Annotated in this window: 14 protein-coding genes; 7 read left to right on the top strand and 7 right to left on the bottom strand. The window is 36.2% G+C overall.

Annotated features, from left to right (window positions below; genetic code table 11):
• The first annotated feature begins 410 nt into the window (after positions 1-410).
• From MHI47_RS03835 to MHI47_RS03825, 3 genes are read left to right on the top strand one after another with little or no spacing between them, the layout of a single operon-like run.
• Positions 411-2633, top strand: a complete 2223-nt coding sequence (locus MHI47_RS03835; RefSeq protein WP_340829641.1) for an EAL domain-containing protein — start codon at positions 411-413, stop codon at positions 2631-2633.
• Between the two features lie 24 nt (positions 2634-2657).
• Positions 2658-4292 carry a thiamine pyrophosphate-binding protein gene (locus MHI47_RS03830; protein ID WP_340829639.1) on the top strand — a complete coding sequence of 545 codons (1635 nt, stop codon included), beginning with the start codon at positions 2658-2660 and terminating at the stop codon, positions 4290-4292.
• Positions 4255-4668, top strand: coding sequence for a carboxymuconolactone decarboxylase family protein (locus tag MHI47_RS03825; protein WP_340829637.1), 414 nt, complete (start codon positions 4255-4257; stop codon positions 4666-4668). The genes MHI47_RS03830 and MHI47_RS03825 overlap by 38 nt, the downstream gene beginning before the upstream one ends.
• Before the next feature lie 508 nt (positions 4669-5176).
• Here MHI47_RS03825 and MHI47_RS03820 read toward each other — a convergent pair.
• The 4 genes from MHI47_RS03820 to MHI47_RS03805 all read right to left on the bottom strand — a co-directional run bounded on the left by MHI47_RS03820 (position 5177) and on the right by MHI47_RS03805 (position 10181).
• Positions 5177-5884 (bottom strand): class I SAM-dependent methyltransferase, encoded by a 708-nt coding sequence (locus MHI47_RS03820; protein ID WP_340829634.1) that lies wholly within the window; start codon positions 5882-5884, stop codon positions 5177-5179.
• A gap of 256 nt (positions 5885-6140) precedes the next feature.
• Complete coding sequence (locus MHI47_RS03815; protein ID WP_340829632.1) at positions 6141-7241, bottom strand: NAD/NADP octopine/nopaline dehydrogenase family protein; 1101 nt, start codon at positions 7239-7241, stop codon at positions 6141-6143.
• Between the two features lie 157 nt (positions 7242-7398).
• A complete protein-coding gene (locus tag MHI47_RS03810; protein ID WP_340768373.1) occupies positions 7399-8829 on the bottom strand; it encodes a sodium:solute symporter family protein in 1431 nt (476 codons plus the stop codon).
• 137 nt (positions 8830-8966) lie between these two features.
• Entirely contained in the window at positions 8967-10181 is a 1215-nt protein-coding gene (locus MHI47_RS03805; RefSeq protein WP_340829631.1) for a CdaR family transcriptional regulator, read from the bottom strand.
• Positions 10182-10559: 378 nt separating this feature from the next.
• Here MHI47_RS03805 and MHI47_RS03800 point away from each other — a divergent pair, with 378 nt between their 5' ends.
• The 4 genes from MHI47_RS03800 (at position 10560) to MHI47_RS03785 (ending at position 14598) form a co-directional block, all read left to right on the top strand.
• On the top strand, positions 10560-10865 hold the full coding sequence (locus MHI47_RS03800) for an ArsR family transcriptional regulator (RefSeq protein WP_340829628.1): 306 nt from the start codon (positions 10560-10562) through the stop codon (positions 10863-10865).
• A gap of 241 nt (positions 10866-11106) precedes the next feature.
• Positions 11107-11355: a hypothetical protein gene (locus MHI47_RS03795; protein ID WP_340829626.1), complete on the top strand. Its 249-nt coding sequence runs from the start codon at positions 11107-11109 to the stop codon at positions 11353-11355.
• Positions 11356-11911: 556 nt separating this feature from the next.
• Positions 11912-13468: an S-layer homology domain-containing protein gene (locus MHI47_RS03790; RefSeq protein ID WP_340829623.1), complete on the top strand. Its 1557-nt coding sequence runs from the start codon at positions 11912-11914 to the stop codon at positions 13466-13468.
• 581 nt (positions 13469-14049) lie between these two features.
• Positions 14050-14598, top strand: coding sequence for an ADP-ribosyltransferase (locus tag MHI47_RS03785; RefSeq protein ID WP_340829621.1), 549 nt, complete (start codon positions 14050-14052; stop codon positions 14596-14598).
• Between the two features lie 314 nt (positions 14599-14912).
• Here MHI47_RS03785 and MHI47_RS03780 read toward each other — a convergent pair whose 3' ends face one another.
• The 3 genes from MHI47_RS03780 to MHI47_RS03770 all read right to left on the bottom strand — a co-directional run bounded on the left by MHI47_RS03780 (position 14913) and on the right by MHI47_RS03770 (position 20265).
• On the bottom strand, positions 14913-17036 hold the full coding sequence (locus MHI47_RS03780; RefSeq protein ID WP_340829620.1) for a hypothetical protein: 2124 nt from the start codon (positions 17034-17036) through the stop codon (positions 14913-14915).
• Between the two features lie 852 nt (positions 17037-17888).
• The gene (locus MHI47_RS03775) at positions 17889-18914 is read right to left on the bottom strand and encodes a GDP-mannose 4,6-dehydratase (protein WP_340829618.1); all 1026 of its coding nucleotides are present in this window, start codon (positions 18912-18914) and stop codon (positions 17889-17891) included.
• Positions 18901-20265 carry a UDP-glucose dehydrogenase family protein gene (locus tag MHI47_RS03770; protein WP_340829616.1) on the bottom strand — a complete coding sequence of 455 codons (1365 nt, stop codon included), beginning with the start codon at positions 20263-20265 and terminating at the stop codon, positions 18901-18903. The genes MHI47_RS03775 and MHI47_RS03770 overlap by 14 nt, the downstream gene beginning before the upstream one ends.
• Between the last annotated feature and the right edge of the window lie 88 nt (positions 20266-20353).

Raw genomic sequence — 20353 nt, 5'->3', positions numbered from 1 at the left:
TATTCCTTTAGATTCATGCATGATTCGTTTATTCCTAGGTAGCCTAAGAATAATAAACTCCTCTTGTATTAACCAATGAGTCTATCGGTAGTAACGGCGCAGGGAACGTTATGTTTTAGAGTAGGAAACGTAATGTATTAGTACGTTGTTCCCTGTGTAGGACACAATTCTAGGGACACATATTGAAATCCGTTATTGTCAGAATTGTTTGTTACACAGGGACATTTTGTTGAATTTAATCCCTTTTTAGAGTAAAGTATTTATGATTAGGAATTCTTTCTACAGGTTATTTCGTAGCAGTCTTAACCTTTGTAGGAGCGGATTCTTTTTTTTGTTATTTTATATCAAAAACTACGCACCTTTCTGAAAAGAGGGTATACATAGGAAAGAGATTTTTATAGGAGGAGAATATGAATACTACAGAGCCATACTACATTACAGAGTCTAAGAGAATCTGCAAGGTTGCAGGGATGGATCCAAACGAGGTATCTAGACCAAAGACTTTTTTAAGCGAAGTGGCTTTTGAACAGAAGCGAAAATCGTATAGTGAAATATTATCAGTGGTTAGCTTTTTCTCCAACAAGTTACTGGATTCCTTAAAAGGCACTCCGATACTAGTTGTCGTTTCGGATGCTGCAGGGTATTTGCTTGAAATTGAAGGCGACGAAACGATCAAGTCTACTATTGAACAATTCGGTATTAAACCTGGTAGCCTGTTCATCCAAGAAGAGACGGGTACGAATGTTATTAGCCTGACATTGCAGCAAAGACATCCGATTAGTCTGATAGGCGAACAACATTATCATACCTTTCTTCAAGAAATAGCTTGCTACGGTACTACATTCAACTATACAGATGACAATGACTTGCTCGGTAGCGTGTGTATCATGATGCCTATCCAGTTTCAAAATGAGCTGTTTTTATCAATGCTCGCCCAGTCTGTTGACTCGATCGAAAGAGAACTCTTGTTGAGAAAACAAAACAAGAAACTTAATATTATGAACCAGATTATGTTAAGTAGAACTAGAAACGGCATTGTTATTACGGATGAAAAAGGAATTACAACCGAGTTTAATAATTTCGCTCAAATGATTTCAAAGAACAGTAGAGAATCAGTAGTGGGAAAAAATATTTTAGAATCGCATTTAACTGGAAGGTATTTCAAAGAAGTATTGGAAAGTGGAAAAATATTTAAAAATGAAGAAATAAAATTTGAAGATGATGCAGGTAACCTAGTAGTTTGCCTATTCGATGCACAACCCATTTATGAGGATGACAAAATGATTGGTGCCTTTGGTCAGTTTAGAGACATTTCAGATCGATACACATTGCAGGAACAATATAATTATTTAGCCTTTCACGATGATTTAACAAATCTGCCAAACAGACGATATATGAATAAGGAAATAGAATCCATTATTAAGGAACTAAGTACAGGTCATCACAAGACCTTAGCACTCCTATATATCGACTTGGATCGTTTTAAAATCATTAATGACAACTTTAGCCATTCCTACGGCGATAAGTTATTAATCGAGGTAAGTACTCGTTTAAGTGGTTGCCTAGCAGAAAATGAGATGCTGGCACGAATGGGCGGCGATGAATTTATTTTCCTATTGCAAGATTTTACGGATACAGACTATGTCACAGCAAAAGCGGAAGAGATACTTCAACTCTTGCTACAACCATTTCTTGTGGACGGCAAGGAATTATATACAACTGCTAGTATTGGAGTTGCTATATATCCCGACTATCCTATTACAATGGAACAGCTGATGGTCTATGCGGATAATGCAATGTATCAGGCAAAATCGCAAGGGAAAAATCGCTATGTCGTGCATACATCTGAATTATTAGATGCCATGTTGGACGATTATATGCTCGAGATAGATTTAAGAAGAGCACTGGAGAAAAATGAGTTCGTTCTCCATTATCAACCTCAGATTAATAACGAAACTGGTCAATTGATTGGGTTTGAAGCATTAATACGCTGGCAACATCCAACGCTTGGGCAGATACCTCCAGATAAGTTTATCAAACTTGCAGAAGAAAACGGGATGATCACTCAAATTGGAGAATGGGTCATTGATGAGGCCTGTACGCAAAACAAAAAGTGGCAAGATGCTGGAATGACACCTGTAAAAGTGTCCGTTAATTTATCGACGCAACAATTTCTAACTAGAAATCTCATTACTTATATGGAAGAGGTACTGGAACGAACAGGTATCAATCCGGCTTATGTGGTCGTGGAAATTACGGAGTATATGGCGATGGAATACGAATACTCTATCCACGTATTGGAGCAGTTGAAAGCACTCGGTATCGGCATTAGTATTGACGACTTTGGTACTGGTTATAGTTCGCTTAATTACCTAAAGAATTTTCCAATCGATTATATTAAAATCGATAAATCGTTCGTCAGTGAAATTATGAACAATGAACAAGATGCTGTCATTATCAAAGCGATTATCTCCTTAGCACATAATCTTCATAAAGAGGTAATTGCTGAAGGCGTGGAAACAAAGGAACAGCTAGAATTCCTGAAAACCCATCAATGTGATATTTCGCAAGGATATTTCTTTAGTAAACCTCTTCCTGTAGACGAGATTGAGAGAATCTATTTAGAACAATAATGACCTTAAAGGGAGAATGACACCATGAAAACAACATCATCGGTATTAGTAGCAAATTTTAAGCACTGGGGAATTCATCATATTTTCGGCATTCCCGGGAAGGCCATATCCCCTATACTGTTTGAGATATTAAATCATGATATGGAATTTGTATTAAGTAAACACGAAGCGGCTGCAGGGTTTGAAGCTGCTGGCTATGCCTTGATGAATCAAAAAATTGGAGTTGCAGTTGGTACGTCTGGTCCAGGTGGTACTAATTTACTCACGGCTGCTGGCCAGGCAAAAGCATCTAATCTCCCTTTATTAATCATTACTGGACACCCTTCGATGAAGGATACCGGAAAAGCAATGGGTCAGGATTCTAGTATATTTGGTGCGGACCTAGTGGACATGTTCAAATCTGTCACGAAGTTTAGCGCTCGGGTCGAACGAGGAGATATGCTACAGCCATTCTTGCAGCATGCACTAGAAAAAGCAGTATCTGGTGTAAAAGGACCTGTACATCTGTCGATCGCATTTGATATTTTGTTAGAACAGATTGAACCGTTCTTGCTAGATTTACCAGAATCGCATGCAATGATTTCTCCTAAAACGAGCGATGTAATAGATAAACTAAATATAGCAAAGCGTCCTCTTCTCTTTTTAGGAAAAGGTGTGCATTCTAGTAAAGCCTACTCAGAAGTGCAGCATCTTGCTGAGCATTGGAATATCCCTGTCATTACCACGCCCGGTGGGAAAGGATCATTCCCTTCCAACCATAGGCTATCCTTAGGTGCATTCGGACTAGGTGGTACAGACGAAGCAACTGCATATGTAAAAGAAAAAGTGGACCTAATGCTTGTTATTGGTTCGCAGTTAAGTGATATGTCTATCGCTGGATTATCGGAAGCGATGTATCCAGAGCATCTAATCCACTTCGATTATGACCAAACCTTTATAGGTAAATCGATACAGGTGCCAACTACACCTATACTTGGGGATATAAAAGCAAACCTGACTGCAATATTAAAAGATATACCAAAAACAAATAGCGAAGCATTCTTAAAGCCAATCGATGATATATTGCTGCAGGAAAATAACCCTGGTGAACGAATGTCTGCTATCCAAGCATTGCGCTCGATGCGATATGCACTTCCCCACGATGCAATTGTTTTCGGAGATGATGGGAGCCACTCTTTTTATGGCATCAAATATTTTGACATATATAAGCCAGGAACGTTCTTCTTTGATGATATATTCGGAGCAATGGGCAACGGAATTGGCTATTCCATCGGCGCGAAACTTGCTGCCCCGGAAGAAAAGATCGTATGTCTAGTTGGAGACGGATGTATGTTCATGCATGGCACGGAACTTTCAACAGCTTTCAATTATAACTCCGCGGTGTTATTCATCGTGCTAAATAATGGACGCTTAGATATGGTGGAAAAAGGCATGCAAAAAATGATCGGTACATCTATCGGTGGTGTCTATGAAACTCCACTGAATGTAGCACGCTTTGCGGAATCTATGGGGCTCGAAGCATTTACCTGCCTGAACCCTTATGAGTTAACCGATAAAATAGCCGAAGCATTACATAAGATTGAACAAACAAACAAACCAATTGTCATTGAAGTATTAGTAGATGAAAACGAAATACCACCAACAATGGGGAGGCAGTAATATGGATACCAACAAAAGGTACGAGGCCGGTATAAATGCAATGGAAGAACTATTTTCGCAAGAAGTACGGAATGGCATGGCAGGCATCAAAGATATTTCACCCGATCTATGGAACATGATCGTATCATTTGGCTTTGGCGACCTCTACTCGAGAAACACCCTTTCCCACGCACAACGGGAAATAATCACACTCACAAGTCTGATCACCCAAGGTGCTTTCGATCAACTAAGAGTTCACTTACAAGCAGCCTTAAATGTAGGTCTAACAAAAGAAGAAATTATCGAAATCATCCTCCACTGTACCGGATACGTAGGCTTTCCAAAAGCAGTTCATGCAATGGGAATTGCTGGAGAAGTATTTAAGGAAAATGAATAATAAACTTCATAAAAAAAGAAAAAAGCGCAATCCTAAAAGGACTGCGCTTTCTTCTTTCCCTAAACAGGGAATACACTCGGAAAATTTGTTATGTTGCTTGGATAAACCGGAACTGACAATTTAAAACTTCATCTCGTCAGTGCAGTAAAGAGTGTCTAATAAAAACTATTAGACATTGAGGTGCACTTCCACAAAAAACTTAACTTTCACTTACATGTAAAAAACGTTGGAACGGAACCTAAATATATCGGTTCCCGACGAGCGTACCTTTCGTCAGTAAAGCAAATTTTCCGCCAAGGCTGTGCAAATCATCCATCGAAGTCTTTTGTAAACACATCGTTTACCAGTCCCTTCCTACGGTAGTTCCGCCTTGTACTAAATATATACCCCGCTTAAAACGGATTAAACATCTTTTTTAAAAATTGTTCAAACTTTTTAATGTCAGAATAGTTTTTTACACAGGGAAACGTGTCAACTACTACTACTACTACTACTACTACTACTACTACTATGCTTTACGACATTTAAAGGCACGATACCCGATGAAATCCCGGTTATGAAATATAAACTCGTTATGCTCCTCCCATAGCTCAAAGAGTTCCATTTTTATGTTTTCCGATGGATTGATGTCGTTAATTTCACTTTGAAGAAGCACAGATGGCGTCCTCATTATTTCAACTTGAGTAAACCCAGCTTGATGTAAACGCAATATCCATTCATCTTTATCTAATATTTCATTGATACCGTAAAGACTACATGCTTTTTGTTGTTTTTCTTCTGATAGGTATTGCTCCGCTACCATTTCAATCATAATTAAAGTCCCGTCACTTTTCAAAACCCTAGAAAGTTCATTTAACGTCTTCGATATATCCGTAAAAACAATAACAGACTCGGCTATAACTAAGTCGAAGGAATTATCTACAAATTCCATATTTTGTATATCTCCTTCCATCACATGGACGGATGACTTATTATTTTTAAATCGTTGTCTTGCTTTTTCTACCATAACGGGATGCTTATCAATCGCTGTCACCTGACTATTAAATCTTTCGGCTAAGAAAGCTGCCGTTTGCCCTGTTCCACAACCTATATCCAATACAGAATGGGTTGGTGGTATATTTTCAGCTTCCAATATAGATTGGGTTAGACTAAAGCCTCCAGGATGGGCACCGCCAATTCCAAAGTATGCCAATATGTCTATATAAGCATTAGACAATGAATTTACCCCCTATTTTCAATATAGCTATACTATGCTTTTAAAGCATGTCTATAACTCAATAGGTCGGTTTTAATTATAATGATTTAGGTACTTTTTTTCTTTTCAACATCCTTAATGTTCCTCCGCCGGTACGGAAACACTGTAATTGAATCTCATAAAAATCCCTGAAAACTTTACTAATAGTAAGTTTTCAGGGATTTTATTGATGTGCTTATTTTAACTTTTACCTCGCATGCTAATGTTTGTTAATCACTTACACAACCACTTTACGCTTTCCTGTTCGGATAAATTCTATAATTTCTTCGCTACTAAGCTCGCTGATACCTAGTTCTTTGATTGTTCTTTCATCTGATTGAAGGGATTCCCCTACAAGAATTTCTCCTAAAGTGATTAATGAATCCATGACTGGTGTTTCTAAGCCAATATGACTTGCGATAGATGCAAATGTTCGCAATCCAAAAGGAATATCTTCAGATAAGTAACGTGAATTTAAAGAAGTGGGTCCTTTAATCGGTGTCAAACTTTGGCTACCGTTTAATACCTCCCCGGTAGTGCCTTTCGGGCCATACCCTGAAGTATGTAGAAGCTCCGCAATCGTCATCAGATTCAAACCGAACTGTTGACCTATATTTAATCTTTCCTCATCCAGTTGTTCCATAACTCGAATAACCGATGGAGTCATTCCTTCTTCATAAATATAAAATTCTCCATTGGAACGCTCAATGCGACCGGCATTTAAAATCGTTCCTGGAGGATGGTCAATTGGATTCATACTACTTAGCCCTGCCTCAAGGATATTACTTACAGGTACGATATTCAAGATATCATTGAGTAACGCCACTGCCCAATCCGTATGAATGGAAGGAAACACACCTATTTGGACTTTAATCTTTACGTTAACTCGAACTCTTCCAGCACCCTCTAGTCTTGTTGCGTATGGAAGGGTATCTGACTCCGCTAACACCACGTCGCTATTTACCCCTAAATCTCCCCAAATCTTTGCGAATTCTAACGATCCAAGCGTCCCGGGTAAAAGAACGACTAATTGGTCTGCTTTCACTTTATTTGCTAAAAGCTTTGCATAATCTCTATGTGCAAAAGCAGGGACAGCGATAAGGATAATCTCTGCACCGTCTAATGCCTGGTCAATATCATTTGTTACCATAGCTATTTCTGCAGTTCCATTTAAGACATCACCAAGACATTCAATGCGTTTCGATTCAAAAACGCCTTTCATTGCGTAACTGAATTTTTCCATTTCAAATAAATGAACTGTATGTCCTGCCAAACTTAAATCTGCGGCTAACGTATGCCCACCATTTCCTCCACCTAAAACTGCTACCGTTCTTTTCATACTATTCCTCCTTCTACATTTTCTATCTAACGATTCTTCTATTACTCCCCACACTTGCTATTTCTTAATGACATCATTTATATATTGTTTTGTGCATACGTAACCCGTAATAAGGGTAACTATTATCAGTAAAACTGGTATGAAGTAGAGTAAAAAACTATACAATATCATTCATGAGCATCCCCTTATCTACTGTATTTGTTAAATCTACTACATTATTGTTTTTTGTTAATAGATAAATGGTCATATAGGTAATGATATTCGCTATAAATCCAGGGAGAACCCCCGATAAACCAAAAGGTTCTTGTAAGGGAAAAGTCCAAATTAGAGTGATAGCCATTCCTACAATGATTGAATATATACCAGCTTTTGGATTATGAATTTTCCGCATAATTCCCATCACCAACGGGAATACAATGGTCGGTGCCCAAAGATAATAAGAATATTCCAATGCCGCTATGATACTCGGGACATTTAAAGCAAAAATCAAAGCAGCAATGCCGACAATTATGGTCAATACTCTTCCTGTAAATAATTCGTGTTTATCTGATTGTTTTTTTCTCGTAATAAAAGGATAGATATCGCGCATAAAAGAAACGGTCGTTGAGTTTAAAAACGAACTTGCCGTAGACATAATGACGGCCATTAATGCAGCTATCGCTAGTCCCAGAACACCAACTGGTAAAAGTTCTTTTACAATAGTTGGCAAAGCCTGGTCTGATTGAATCCCAGGGAATAATACAAAAGCGATTAAGCCTAAAGACGCTGTGATGAAGAAGAATCCAAAGGAAAAGAAACCAGAGATTATATACCCTTTTCTAGCTGTTTTAGAATCTTTAGCTGAAAAAACTCGTTGTGTATACGGTGGAATCAGAGCTTCCCCTAAAAGAAAAGTAACGAATAATCCAATAAACGTAGCTATCTCCCAATTTCCGAACAACGTAAAATGTAGATCAGGGATATTTGCAACTAATATATCCGTTCCTCCCACCGAAAACAGCCCGATGATTAGTGTAAGCGGTAATATGACACCCAGCAGGATAAATTGAAGATTATCCGTATGTATAACTGCCATTATTCCGCCAAAAGCCGTGTAGACAATGACAGATCCCATACCGATGAGAATACCTACAACGGGTGGAATACCTAAAATCACATTAAACATTGTACCTAACGCTAACGCTTGCCCACCTAAAATTCCCGTACATAATCCTACCGAGAGAATTCCCGTTATTAATTTCGCTGACTTCCCGTAGTGCCTTTCCATAATATCTCCTACGGTTTGTGCTCCCTTATAAGCTTTTAACCGGGGAGCAATAAAATAACCAACTAAAATGCTAGCAATCCCATAGGCAAAAAAGGCAAACATAAAGACATATCCATCGTTATAAACATTTCCCGCCATACCAGTCGAGGCTCCTCCTCCTAATACGGAAGCCGACAAACTTGCAAAAAGTACGGTCCATGTAACTTTCTCTCCTGCAACATTATAGTCTTTTACATTTTTTATACGCCTGCTTGTTTGATATCCAATCAAACCAATCAAGGCAAAATAACCAATAACAATCAACCAATCTAAAATTTCCAAATACAACCCACCACCATTTTTAATTTTCTGAATTTTGTTTATATAAGTATCTTATATTGTAAAGTGGTTATATGCATTATGTTTAGAGACTAAATATTCCATTAAAAAACATTGTTTTTTTGTGCGCAGAGCACATTCTAAATTTCTTCCATTTCAGAATCGTTGATTTGTGTTATCTTCAAGGCTATATAAAATGGCAGTACTTTTCTGAAATCCCTTAGATTAGCTCCTGTTATCTGTTCGATTTTAGTCAATCGATAGAAAAGAGTATTACGGTGGATATTCAATTTTTCAGCAGAATTAATTGGACTTAAGCTGGATTCACACCATACTAGAATAGTACGAGATAGTTCATCGTAATCTGGTGATTTCTTCAACTCGATAAGCGTTTCATCTATGAAACGACGAGCATTGTTTTCGTGAATATAGGATAATAATTCTTCCAAGATAAAATCCTTTATATTAAAAACCTCAGGAGAATTATCCACTTTTTTACCAATTCGAATTGCTCTCCAAGCGGCATGATATGATGCATTTATACCGTTTAAATCATACCCGATTGTGCCAATACCAATGGATGCGTAAACCTCTAACTCTTTTAAACTTAAGATGAGTCCATTACACTTATTTTTTACATTTGTATAAACTTCACTTTCATTAATTTTATTATCTAATATATGGAGAACAACGTATTTGTCTGATCCCAAGGAAATTGTAATATCTTCACTACTAGAAAAAACTTTTTTTACTCTAGGCTCTATCTTTAAAAAGTCTAAATGTAACTCTGGTGACCCCATTTTTAACAACTGTTGATGGTTTTCATTTGGCATATGGTTGAATTGAGTAAAATCAATAACAATGGCGATGCGTGTTCGCTTCAAGTCATATCCCAATTCTCTACCTCGAGCTTGTAATAACATTTCATCATTATGTATGGAATTAAATATAGAAATTTCCTGAACTAGACTCTGCAGTGCTCTCTCACGCAAGAGAGAAGACTTATTAGAGATTTCTTCTCGTAATAGTATTTCCGCGTATTTTTTTGCTAACATCCCAAACTTTTCTACTTCAGAAGGTTCCCCTGTAATCCCAACCGTTCCCACATAGTCCCCAAACAATTCAATCGGTATGGTCATTCCTGCTTTAACGCCCTTCATCTTCCTTGATACAGTTTCACTATGAGTCATTTCTTTTCGGCGGAAAATAGCACCGAGAGAAGCTTGGTGTAATGTACCTATCCTTGTGAGATCACTTGAACCAAGAACAATTCCGTGCTGATCAGTAATTAGTACATCATGACCAATAACCTGACTTGTCGTATTGGCAATCTCTTGAGCTAACTTTTCTAACATAATATCCCCCACTCTACTCCTTATTAAAGAGCATCCTTTTGTAATTATTGTTCCTATAGCACCTGTTGCAAAAATAGTTGTCGCTCTTTAAGGAATAATAATCTAATTAAACATCCCTACCTGAGGTAGCGTCTTATTTACAACATTAAACTAACCAAGAACTAAGTGAACCATTAAAGTGCAATTAAATGTCTTGATTCCTTTAATAAATTAATGAAATATTACGTAAATTCATTATACAGGAGTGGTGCTAAATTATAATCGGTATGATAAGCAGGGGCGCGATTTTCTTACTGCTTTATGTATCCTTTCTTCCAAAATACTACTATTTAACTAATGACAGCGACTTATCATTATTTAAATGGGAGGAAGGTACAGATGACTAGTTATCTTACTGCTTATCAATCTTTTAAAACAGTAGCAGAAATGGATCAGCATGTGGAAAAACATACACTTGTAAATTATGGGGAGATGAATGAGACGGACCGTGCATTGCTTTCGCTGGTAGCGCAATATGCATGTAAGTTTCCTGGTGCTTCTCATTTGAAGGTGTCGACGATTTGCTATGCTACGGATAAATCGGAGGCTACGGTTAGAAGATCTTTGCGTAAGTTAGAAAAACTGTTGATCATCAAAAAGGTTCCGACCATTCGAAGAGTTTCTAAAGGCTATGCAATATTTTAGTCATTTTACCTTACTATGACCAGTCGTGTTTGATCACTCGTGGGGAGCAGGAAAACCTTGTCTTACAAAGGGCTGCTACTATCATTCCGGAAAAAGAAACCGATATCTCTTTAATCTCTAAAAAAGAATTATTATATAATACGTATTCTACAGAAAACGTCTACTCTGTAAATCCTGTGGATTCTTTCATGAAAATAAAAATTCTTCGTTCTATCAGCAGTTCAAATCTACAGTTTTTGCTGTGCTGGGAGCAGATCAGCAACTCGTAAGCCGTTTGTACGGAGTATATCGAAGTCTTACTTACCGTAGCATTCAGCTACTCCCTCTAGAACAGAAGTTTTATGAAGATGTTGGTTACCAAGCACTGACGATTGCTTTACGTGCTACGCAAAAGAAAAAAATCTATAATATCGCTGGCTATTTTGTAGGTGTTTTTGAAGAATTATGCAAACAAAAGTTATTTGAATTCTTTCAGGAACATGAGGAATGAGTAACAGTTGCTGCTATTTTTCGTTTTGTTTTTGTTCCCTTTTTTTGTCCCTGTGTAAGAAACAATTATGAAAAGTATTTGATTTATGTAGGTTTGCATGAACATATGTGTATTGCATAATAACTGTACATTGAAATGCAAAATGACGAAGCAGAGAATTGCATAGAAAAACACATAGTATTTAGAGTAAGATTTCACATGGGAGGTGAGTATGATAACTTAGTCTCGTAAGTACCCACTATTAATCCCACGGCGAACTTTTCACTCTTTGAATATGTAGTAACTCTCTAGCTCCTCGGTCGTTTCCAGCGTCCCTGCGTCAGACTCAATTGCCCCCAAAATTGTGGATGACACAGGGACGCTGTCTTACAGGGATGCTTTTTTATCCCTAAATCTATTGGACATGTTTATTGAGTTTCTAACATATACATGAAATGATTAATATTTATCTATCTTCTTCCATTAATAATGTTATAGGAAGTGCACATCATTAGTCTTAATAAAATCTTCAACTAATAAACTGCAATTATCAAAATAATGATTAAAGGGGCTCATTATGAAAAAAATTCTATGTTTGATTTTCTTCTCGATTTTTTGTTTACCTGGAATAGCAAATGCCGCATTTACTGATGTGAAGGAGTACAAAGAGGAAATTCAGTTTTTAGTTGATGAAGGGATTGTACAAGAACAAGGGGAATTTAGACCAAATGACCAAATTACGAGATTGGAAGCCGTTTCTATGTTAATGCGCTCGCTTGAAGTCGATTATACAAATGTAAAAAATCCTAATTTTTCGGATGTAGGGGAAAGTGATGTCGGTTATGCATATATTGCGAGTGCACTTGAGTTGGGGATTATTAGTGGAAAGACGGATAAAAACGGGAATGCTATTTTTGAGTCAAATGCAGTTCTGACACGCGCTCAAATGGCTAAAATAATAGTCAATGCATTTTCTCTAAAGAAGCAATATAACAAAACATTTAGAGATGTTCCAGTTACCAACCCCCAAGCTGCTTTTATATCTATTTTAGCGTCAAATAATATTACAACAGGTTACAATGACGGATCATTTAAACCCAACATTCCATTAACACGCATTCACTTTGCGGTATTTCTTGCAAGAGTATTAGAACCGTCCTATCAAATGGATAATTCTTTGCCAGAAATACCATTGTCTATAGGATTTGACGCTCAAAAGCAAGAGTTTCTAATAGCAGCTTTATCAATAAGCGGTAATGTTATTAAATGGAATTCTGGAATTGAAACAGGAGTAGATCGTTATATAAAAACGTATACTCAATTGTCGAAAAATGTGAAGGAATTGGAAAATGGATATATCCTGAAGAAAGATGGTACTGTATGGGAAATAAATGATGAATATACTGGGGCTAAACAGATTAAGTCCTTGAGCAACATTGAAACCATTGCATCTGGTGGGGCATTTGTTGCCGCTTTGACGAAATCCGGTGAGTTATATATTTATGATAGAAATGACTTTCTGAAGCTTGGTACAAATGAAGATTCTCCGATAAAGAAACTTACACCCTCTAATGTAAAACAAATTGAGGCAGGCTCCAAAGTACTGTTTGTGTTACAAAAAGATGGATCCGTGCAAAGTATAGGACAACTAAACCAATGGGCAGATCAGCAAGATGAACTTGTGAAATTACCATTTGCACAAGTTGTAACACAAATTGCAGTTAATGATTCCGACATGTATGCTTTCCTTACAGGTGACAATGACGTATTTGTTTCTAATAACAGGTTAATTGTCGACGGTGACTTTCTAGCAATGAAAACAAATATTGGTTTCATGCGAGTATCGTCTATTTCTAATGTACAACATATTTATAGTTCTGGACCAAGTTTTCTTTTTAACACAAGAGAAGATAAGTACTTTCAACTTTCCAATGACACTCACCTTACTGAAGACGGGCCTGAAGTTTACAAACGCACGAAGCCAACTAATGCAATAGCAGTTGGAAATCCGGTATCAATGACTAATGGCGGGGAACTTTTTTGGTTATTAAGTGATGGTCGCCTTTATGTAGATTTAGATTCCCAATATATAGAGAATTATTATATTCCTAAATTAAAAAACATATTAAACTAAAGATAATTTAATAGTGCCTTGTAAAGAAAAGTTTTTGCAAGGCTTTTTCCTCTTCTACTAGTCAATAACTGCGATGGTTAAGAATGGTTAAACCCTCGTTTTTTCGGGTTAACTGTTTATACTCTGCAAGGTTTTCTATAAAGTCACATGAATTCCAGCTAATTGTCAGAATAGTGTAGAATTCTTTCCAACACAGGGATGTTTTTTAACACTAAATAACGCCTACCCACTAGTCAGGTCGACGTTATTTGGTGCTTACTTATTAAATAATGCATTTTATTGAGTTGTCAGAATAATGTAGAATTGTTTCTAACACAGGGAAGCGTTTTTAAAGGTCCCTGTGTACAAGACAATTCTGAATTGTTTCTTCAACGGCGACGTGAAATTCAGGTTTTAATTCGACTGCTTTCCTTTTTTTATATATGATTACTAATTACTGTTTAATAGCGATTTCTAGTTAATCGCTAAAAGAGCGTACAATTGAGCCCAATACAGTGTCTCCTTTTTCTTTTTTGATAGTATATATAGGTTCTAAATAAAATTAATTTCTATATCCTATTATTACAGGAGGAGATGATGAATTGAGTTTTTTTTCTAGAAAACATAATCTAATTTCATTCAAAAATTTTAACGAGGAAGATGAAGCTGAACAGTGGGCTAATCAAAATTATAAAAACACTGAAGTTAACAATGAAGTTATGAAGACAATAGCTACATATTGCAAAGAAGATACTCCTACATTAAATCTAGTCTTAAGAAACGAAACCGAAGCAACAGAAATAAATTCCGGAGAAATAAAATCTTTGGATCAATTCCTCCAAGGACATAGAGTTAATGAAAACATTATAGTATACAGAACGATTAATTTTAACCCATTTAAAAAGAAAAGAAAATTTATCGAGAAAGGATATATGAGTACTTCCCTGTTAAATAATTCACCTGCTCATGTTTTCAATTACAAATATCGTTTAAAAATATATGTCCCTAAAGGAACAAATGGGTTTTATGTTAATTTCATTAGTTGTAGACCCGGAGAGTTTGAATTTCTTCTAAAGAGAAATACAACATTACATTTTATAAAGGAAAGTAAAATAGAAAACTTAAACTTAATTGAATGTTATATAAAATAAATAGTAATGAGGAAATAAAAGACCTTTTTACTTCAATCGCTTTCCAATTTCAAGTAGAATCAAAGGTTCAAAAATTACCTAATAATATAATCAACGAGCTAAAATCAGTGGTAATTTCATAAAAAGCTGCTCAAGACCTTTATTTTCTGAAACTGGGACGCATTTTTCATGCAAAGTCGTGAAGGAGTTTCTTGATTGGATGGATGGACTTTAGACTTACAATATAATTAGTTATTCAGGAATGAAGTGTAAGAGCTTCTTACATTTATATACAAAAGAATGATCCCTTTTAGAATCACCCTCTTAATATCATTCTACTTTTTATACAATACATCAGTATCAAGCATCGATTTAAATGCTCTGTGTACCTCTTTTTCTACTGCTAATACATACCAAGAACACTGATTAGCATTTGTAAGTTTTACTTTAACATTATTAATATACGATTGAAATTTTGCTCCAAATGCATAATACGGTTTAGTCAGTACCGGTCTAAAAGTTTGTTCATAAACTAGCGATGCCGTTATATTTTTAGTGTTTATCCGAGAAAGAAACCTTAAAAATAGTGCTTTCTCTACATCAGGAGTCAGATTTATCACTCCTTCAAATTTAATGCATTGACGAAGAATGTTTTTTAAATCGTCTTTACTTTTTGTAATTGAGTTTTTAATAGTTCCTGGAAAGTTAACATCAAACGAATGTACATTTACAAACCTTTGATCCAATATCACATGATGGCCTTCTCCAGATGATAACCGTAATATTAAAGCATTAAAGCTATTTCCGTGTGGGATTTTTCCAACATTGGCTCTACAGTTCTGCATAATATTATGAAACATAACTGGATCTAACACCTTTTGCATTCCACTCTCTAGAGAAGGTGAATTAATACGGATGCCAATGTCAGAACCGTAGGTTGGGTCGAATTCTATTTTAATTTTATGCGATGACTTTTTCGCCCGCCCAAAACGCTTCATCATTTCTATTATCGTTTGAGGTAGACTTTTTAATTGGGTTAGACCTAAAGGATCAATTCTATTTTCAACAAACGAGGTTGCATAATGCGCCAACACACTAGCACGCCCATTCCCCTCATCATTAATATTTGATATAACCTCCTGTTCTACCAGCTTTATCGTATGGTCTATGTGTTCTTTTAAGTCATCTAAATTAGGTTCTACCTCACCACCAAAACCTCCTAAATCACTGAATGGGTCATTGGCCATGTTCTTGCTAGCCCACTCCTTTTTAAACTGATCAATAACCATATCTACTTTATTACTAATCATAATGACATCTAAATGAAATGGGAATTGTCTAAAGAAGTCACTTGATAATTGCAAAAATTTTTTTTCATTTGCACCTAAATAAAGGGGAGTCAACAGGACAACACCGTCATAATCATTCTCACGAGTTAACTGCTCAAAGTAGTGTTTCACATCTTGCTTATCTCCATATTTATGAAAAGCACCCATTGTATCGATTAAGCCAAACTCCATAAACCCATTACGGTTATGAAACTGCTCTGCGGTTGATCCTAAGCCCTTAACAAGCCCCATGTTAATACCAACATATACAATGATATCTTCATATAACACTTCTATTGAAACATTTTCTTCATTAGCGTTATTACTGAAAAAGGCATTTCTTTTTTCAATCTTTTCCTCATCCATAAAGTTAGATAAAGGGAAATCAATCGTATAATACCCATCTTGTGTAACATCGGAACTATCAAAAAAGTCTTGCGCAAGTGTCGTAAATAAATTATTAATCTTGTTATATTGTTCAGCTAATTTATAGCCAATATCTTTACCAGAAAATTGATGGACCGTCCCGTCCAAATAATCACAAAAGACGTCTACTAGCTTCGCATCAATAGAATCCATGCTTTTACTCTTCGCCTTCTTAGATTCAGGATCTTCTAATCGAGCGTGGGCAACATCATATAAATCTCGCAATTCGTCACGTTGGACTTCATCAATAATAGCTGCTGTTTCTTGTATCCACTCATAACCTTCATCCTCCAACAAACCGAGGAAAGACACATAGTTCTCTCCTTTTATAAAACCTTTCATAAGAAGGTTTTCAGCAGTTTCAACAACTCTCACATTTTCTTTTGCTGCCTGCTTTGCCAACAAGCTAAAGGTTTCCATAATAACTTCATCATAGTCATGGCGGTTCAATGGCTGACTATTCGGCTTTGCACATATTCTTATACAGTTTTCAAAATCTACTTCCGCAGAAATCACAAATGTTTTAGGCTTTAGAGTAGAACTGCCCTGACCGACCATTTGAGTGATAATTGAGACTGCCTTTGGATTAACAAGCTTTGATACAAATGTTGTTTTTCCAGAACCCGTTGGGCCTGTTAATAGATATTTAGGTCCACGAAAAGCTCCATACGTTAACTGTGTGTTCTTCATTTTTAAGTTTTCCACGACAAATAACCTCCAGTTTTATAGCCGATCACACGCATCCAAAAAAAGGAAATGTACGATTGCCTAAAAATTCCGAGGTGGAATATAAATATAGGTTTACGTCACATTCGCTTCATTTAGGTAACTGGCGGTAAGCCAATTGCTTTTGAACGAATTATCGACCAGTGATTATGACTTCTGTAAACCATATGTATGAATATCTAAAATTATTCAATATTTTTTATTTCTTTGTTTCTGACACAGGGACACGTTTGGATTTTTGTCCGCATTTCAATAAATAAAATTCTAAAAAATAGCTACTTTCAAACACCTAAATTTTGTTCCATTTCCAACAAAAAGTTAACACTCCTTTCTCCAGAAAATGACCAAAAGGAGTGTTTTTATGGTTTTGCAAATGAAATTGTAGTCTATTGTCAAAATAGTGTAGAACTGTTTCTAACACAGCCATGCGTTTTTATGGATTCGCCTTCCGCAAAGGAAACTCGCTCTAATGGTTCACCATTTACGCCTTCACCTTTCGCAAAACGAAGCGTTTTCGTCTCTGTGAGAAAGAGAGTCGTTGGTTCGAGGTGGAACCATCTTTTAGTTGAAGTAGAAGCGGTTCAAGCTGTATGATAATACTCTAATTTCACTAAGGAGAACCTTATCAGATTTTGTTTTTCATCAATCTACCTAGTGGGGAGAATACCTTTATTCATTTGGGCATTTTTTGGTGCTAACTATTTTTGCTAACACAGCATATTTTAATATCTTTCTAAGATTACTAATATACTTTGTCTGCAATCTAAAATAGCTATTCTATTGCGTAACTTATAAAAGTACGTAATAGAATAGCTATTTTTCATTTTTCCCTTAGTCAACCTTATAATACTCCACATACCAATTTGCGAATTTCTGTAAACCTTCTGCAATCGAAGTCTCTGGTTTAAAACCTACAGCTTCTTTTAATAAATCAGTAGATGCATATGTAGCAGGTACATCACCAGGTTTAATAGGTTCGAATACTTTATCAAAAACTACCTCTTTACCCAAAGCATTGCCCAAACATTTCTCTAATGTATCGATAAATACCATTAACTTCTCAGGGTTATTGTTACCGATATTAAACACTTTATGTTGCACTTCCCCTATAGGAGTATTGCTTAAAAGACGTTCAATTCCTTCTACAATATCATCTACAAATGTAAAATCTCTATATAAGTCATTTTCAAAGTCACCGTTATTAAATATCTTTATAGATTCCCCTGCAAAATATTTATCTGTAAATCCAAAGTAGGCCATATCTGGGCGTCCCATTGGTCCATATACAGTAAAGAATCGAAGACCTGTAGCTGGAATATTATATAGATGACTATAAGTATGAGCCATTAATTCATTTGACTTTTTCGTAGCTGCATAAAGAGATACAGGATTGTCCACAAAATCTGTTTCTTCAAAAGGAACCTTTTTGTTAGATCCATAAACAGAACTTGATGAAGCATATACTAGATGATCAACTGGGTAATTTCTACATGCTTCAAGGATATTATAAAATCCTACAATATTACTTTGAATATATACATCTGGATTCTCAATTGAATAACGCACGCCTGCTTGGGCAGCTAGGTTTACGATAATATTAGGTTTGTACACTTCAAAGATATTCGTAATCATTGACTTGTCAGAAATGTCACCTTTGATAAAGGTAAAATTCTCATAAAGCTTGAGCTGTTCTAAGCGAGTATATTTAAGGTTTACATCATAGTAATCATTCAGATTATCAATACCTATCACAGAACAGCCTTGTTCTAGGAGTTTCCTTGATAAGAAATAACCAATGAAACCTGCTGCGCCAGTGACTAAGTATACTTTATTACAATCTAAACTAATGTAATTCAAGCGTTTTCGCCTCCATTAGTACTTCTCTAGTAATAGGCTTTCTTCCAATGGAGTAGTACTCTACCCCTGCTTGTAGCATCTCTTCTACATTATAGATGTTTCTTCCATCGTATACTAAAGGAGTTCTCATCGACTTCTTATAAGTCTCAGGCGTCACGGCTTTGACTTCTCCCCATTCAGTAAAGATAAAGCAGACATTTGCTCCATCTAATGCATGATCTATATTGGAAACATACGTAATAGTCCCTTTGCCATTCTTACCTTCGGGATGCACTCTAGCAAAGTTCTCCGCTCCAATAGGGTCATAGGCATAGATATCAGCACCTTGCTCTAATAACAATGGCACGTTTTCAAGAGAAGCTGCTTCTCGTAAATCGTCCGTTCCAGGTTTAAAAGTCAACCCTAGCACCGCTACTTTAAGACCACTAAAGGTAATTAGTCTTTTGCTAGCTTTTTTATATAACTTAGTTTTTTGATCTTGGTTCACGTCAATAGCAGCCTTCACCGTTTTTAGTTCATAATTATTTTGTTTTGCTAAATTCTCTAATGCTTTCGTATCTTTTGGGAAACAAGAACCACCGTAACCAATACCTGCATTTAAAAACTTACCTCCAATACGACTATCAAAACTCATTCCTTTGGCAACGTCCTGAATATCAGCTCCAACTAACTCACAAAGGTTTGCGATATCATTCATATATGAAATTTTAAGGGCAAGAAAATCATTTGATGCATACTTAATCATTTCCGCAGATCGTCTATTGACAGAAACAATTGGTAAATTAAATGGATCATAAATACCCTTTAATACTTGTTCTGCCCATTCACTCTCAGTACCGATAATAATTCGCTCTGCATGTAACGTATCATGTACAGCTGAACCTTGAGCTAAAAACTCAGGATTTGACGCCACTTCCACACGCACATCATTTACTAAAAAGTCTTGAATAAACTGTTCCACTTTATCATTCGTTCCAACAGGTACTGTCGATTTCACAACGACTAAACAATCTTTTTCAACAGACTCCGCAATTTGTCTTGCAACTGTTGCAATATATGATAGATTTGCGGAACCATCCGGCTGTTCTGGTGTACCTACGCCAATAAAAATTGCATCTGCATCTTTATATGCAGATTTAAAATCAATTGTATAATCCAATCTCCCTGAAGCATAATTTTTCTGCATTAGTTCTTCTAATCCAGTTTCATGGATAGGAGCTTTACCAGACTTCATGAGTTCGACTTTAACTTCATCAATATCAACACAAGTTACTTGATGACCTACTTCAGCAAAACATACGCCTGCTACTAAGCCTACATACCCTGTTCCTGCTACTGCTATTTTGTACATAGTTCTGCCATCCTTTACTATTATACTGATAAGTATCTTCCCTATTAACTTCTTCTAGGTGTAAAGTTATCTTTATTATCTCTAAATT

The sequence above is a fragment of the Psychrobacillus sp. FSL H8-0487 genome (assembly GCF_038008385.1).
In the GTDB taxonomy this organism is placed as follows: domain Bacteria; phylum Bacillota; class Bacilli; order Bacillales_A; family Planococcaceae; genus Psychrobacillus; species Psychrobacillus psychrotolerans.
This window is presented reverse-complemented; position numbering and strand designations above follow the sequence as displayed.

Coding starts and splice junctions, on each gene's coding strand:
- MHI47_RS03835 (WP_340829641.1), top strand. CDS start 411: ATGAATACTACAGAGCCATACTACATTACAGAGTCTAAGAGAATCTGC.
- MHI47_RS03830 (WP_340829639.1), top strand. CDS start 2,658: ATGAAAACAACATCATCGGTATTAGTAGCAAATTTTAAGCACTGGGGA.
- MHI47_RS03825 (WP_340829637.1), top strand. CDS start 4,255: ATGAAAACGAAATACCACCAACAATGGGGAGGCAGTAATATGGATACC.
- MHI47_RS03815 (WP_340829632.1), bottom strand. CDS start 7,241: ATGAAAAGAACGGTAGCAGTTTTAGGTGGAGGAAATGGTGGGCATACG.
- MHI47_RS03805 (WP_340829631.1), bottom strand. CDS start 10,181: ATGTTAGAAAAGTTAGCTCAAGAGATTGCCAATACGACAAGTCAGGTT.
- MHI47_RS03800 (WP_340829628.1), top strand. CDS start 10,560: ATGACTAGTTATCTTACTGCTTATCAATCTTTTAAAACAGTAGCAGAA.
- MHI47_RS03790 (WP_340829623.1), top strand. CDS start 11,912: ATGAAAAAAATTCTATGTTTGATTTTCTTCTCGATTTTTTGTTTACCT.
- MHI47_RS03770 (WP_340829616.1), bottom strand. CDS start 20,265: ATGTACAAAATAGCAGTAGCAGGAACAGGGTATGTAGGCTTAGTAGCA.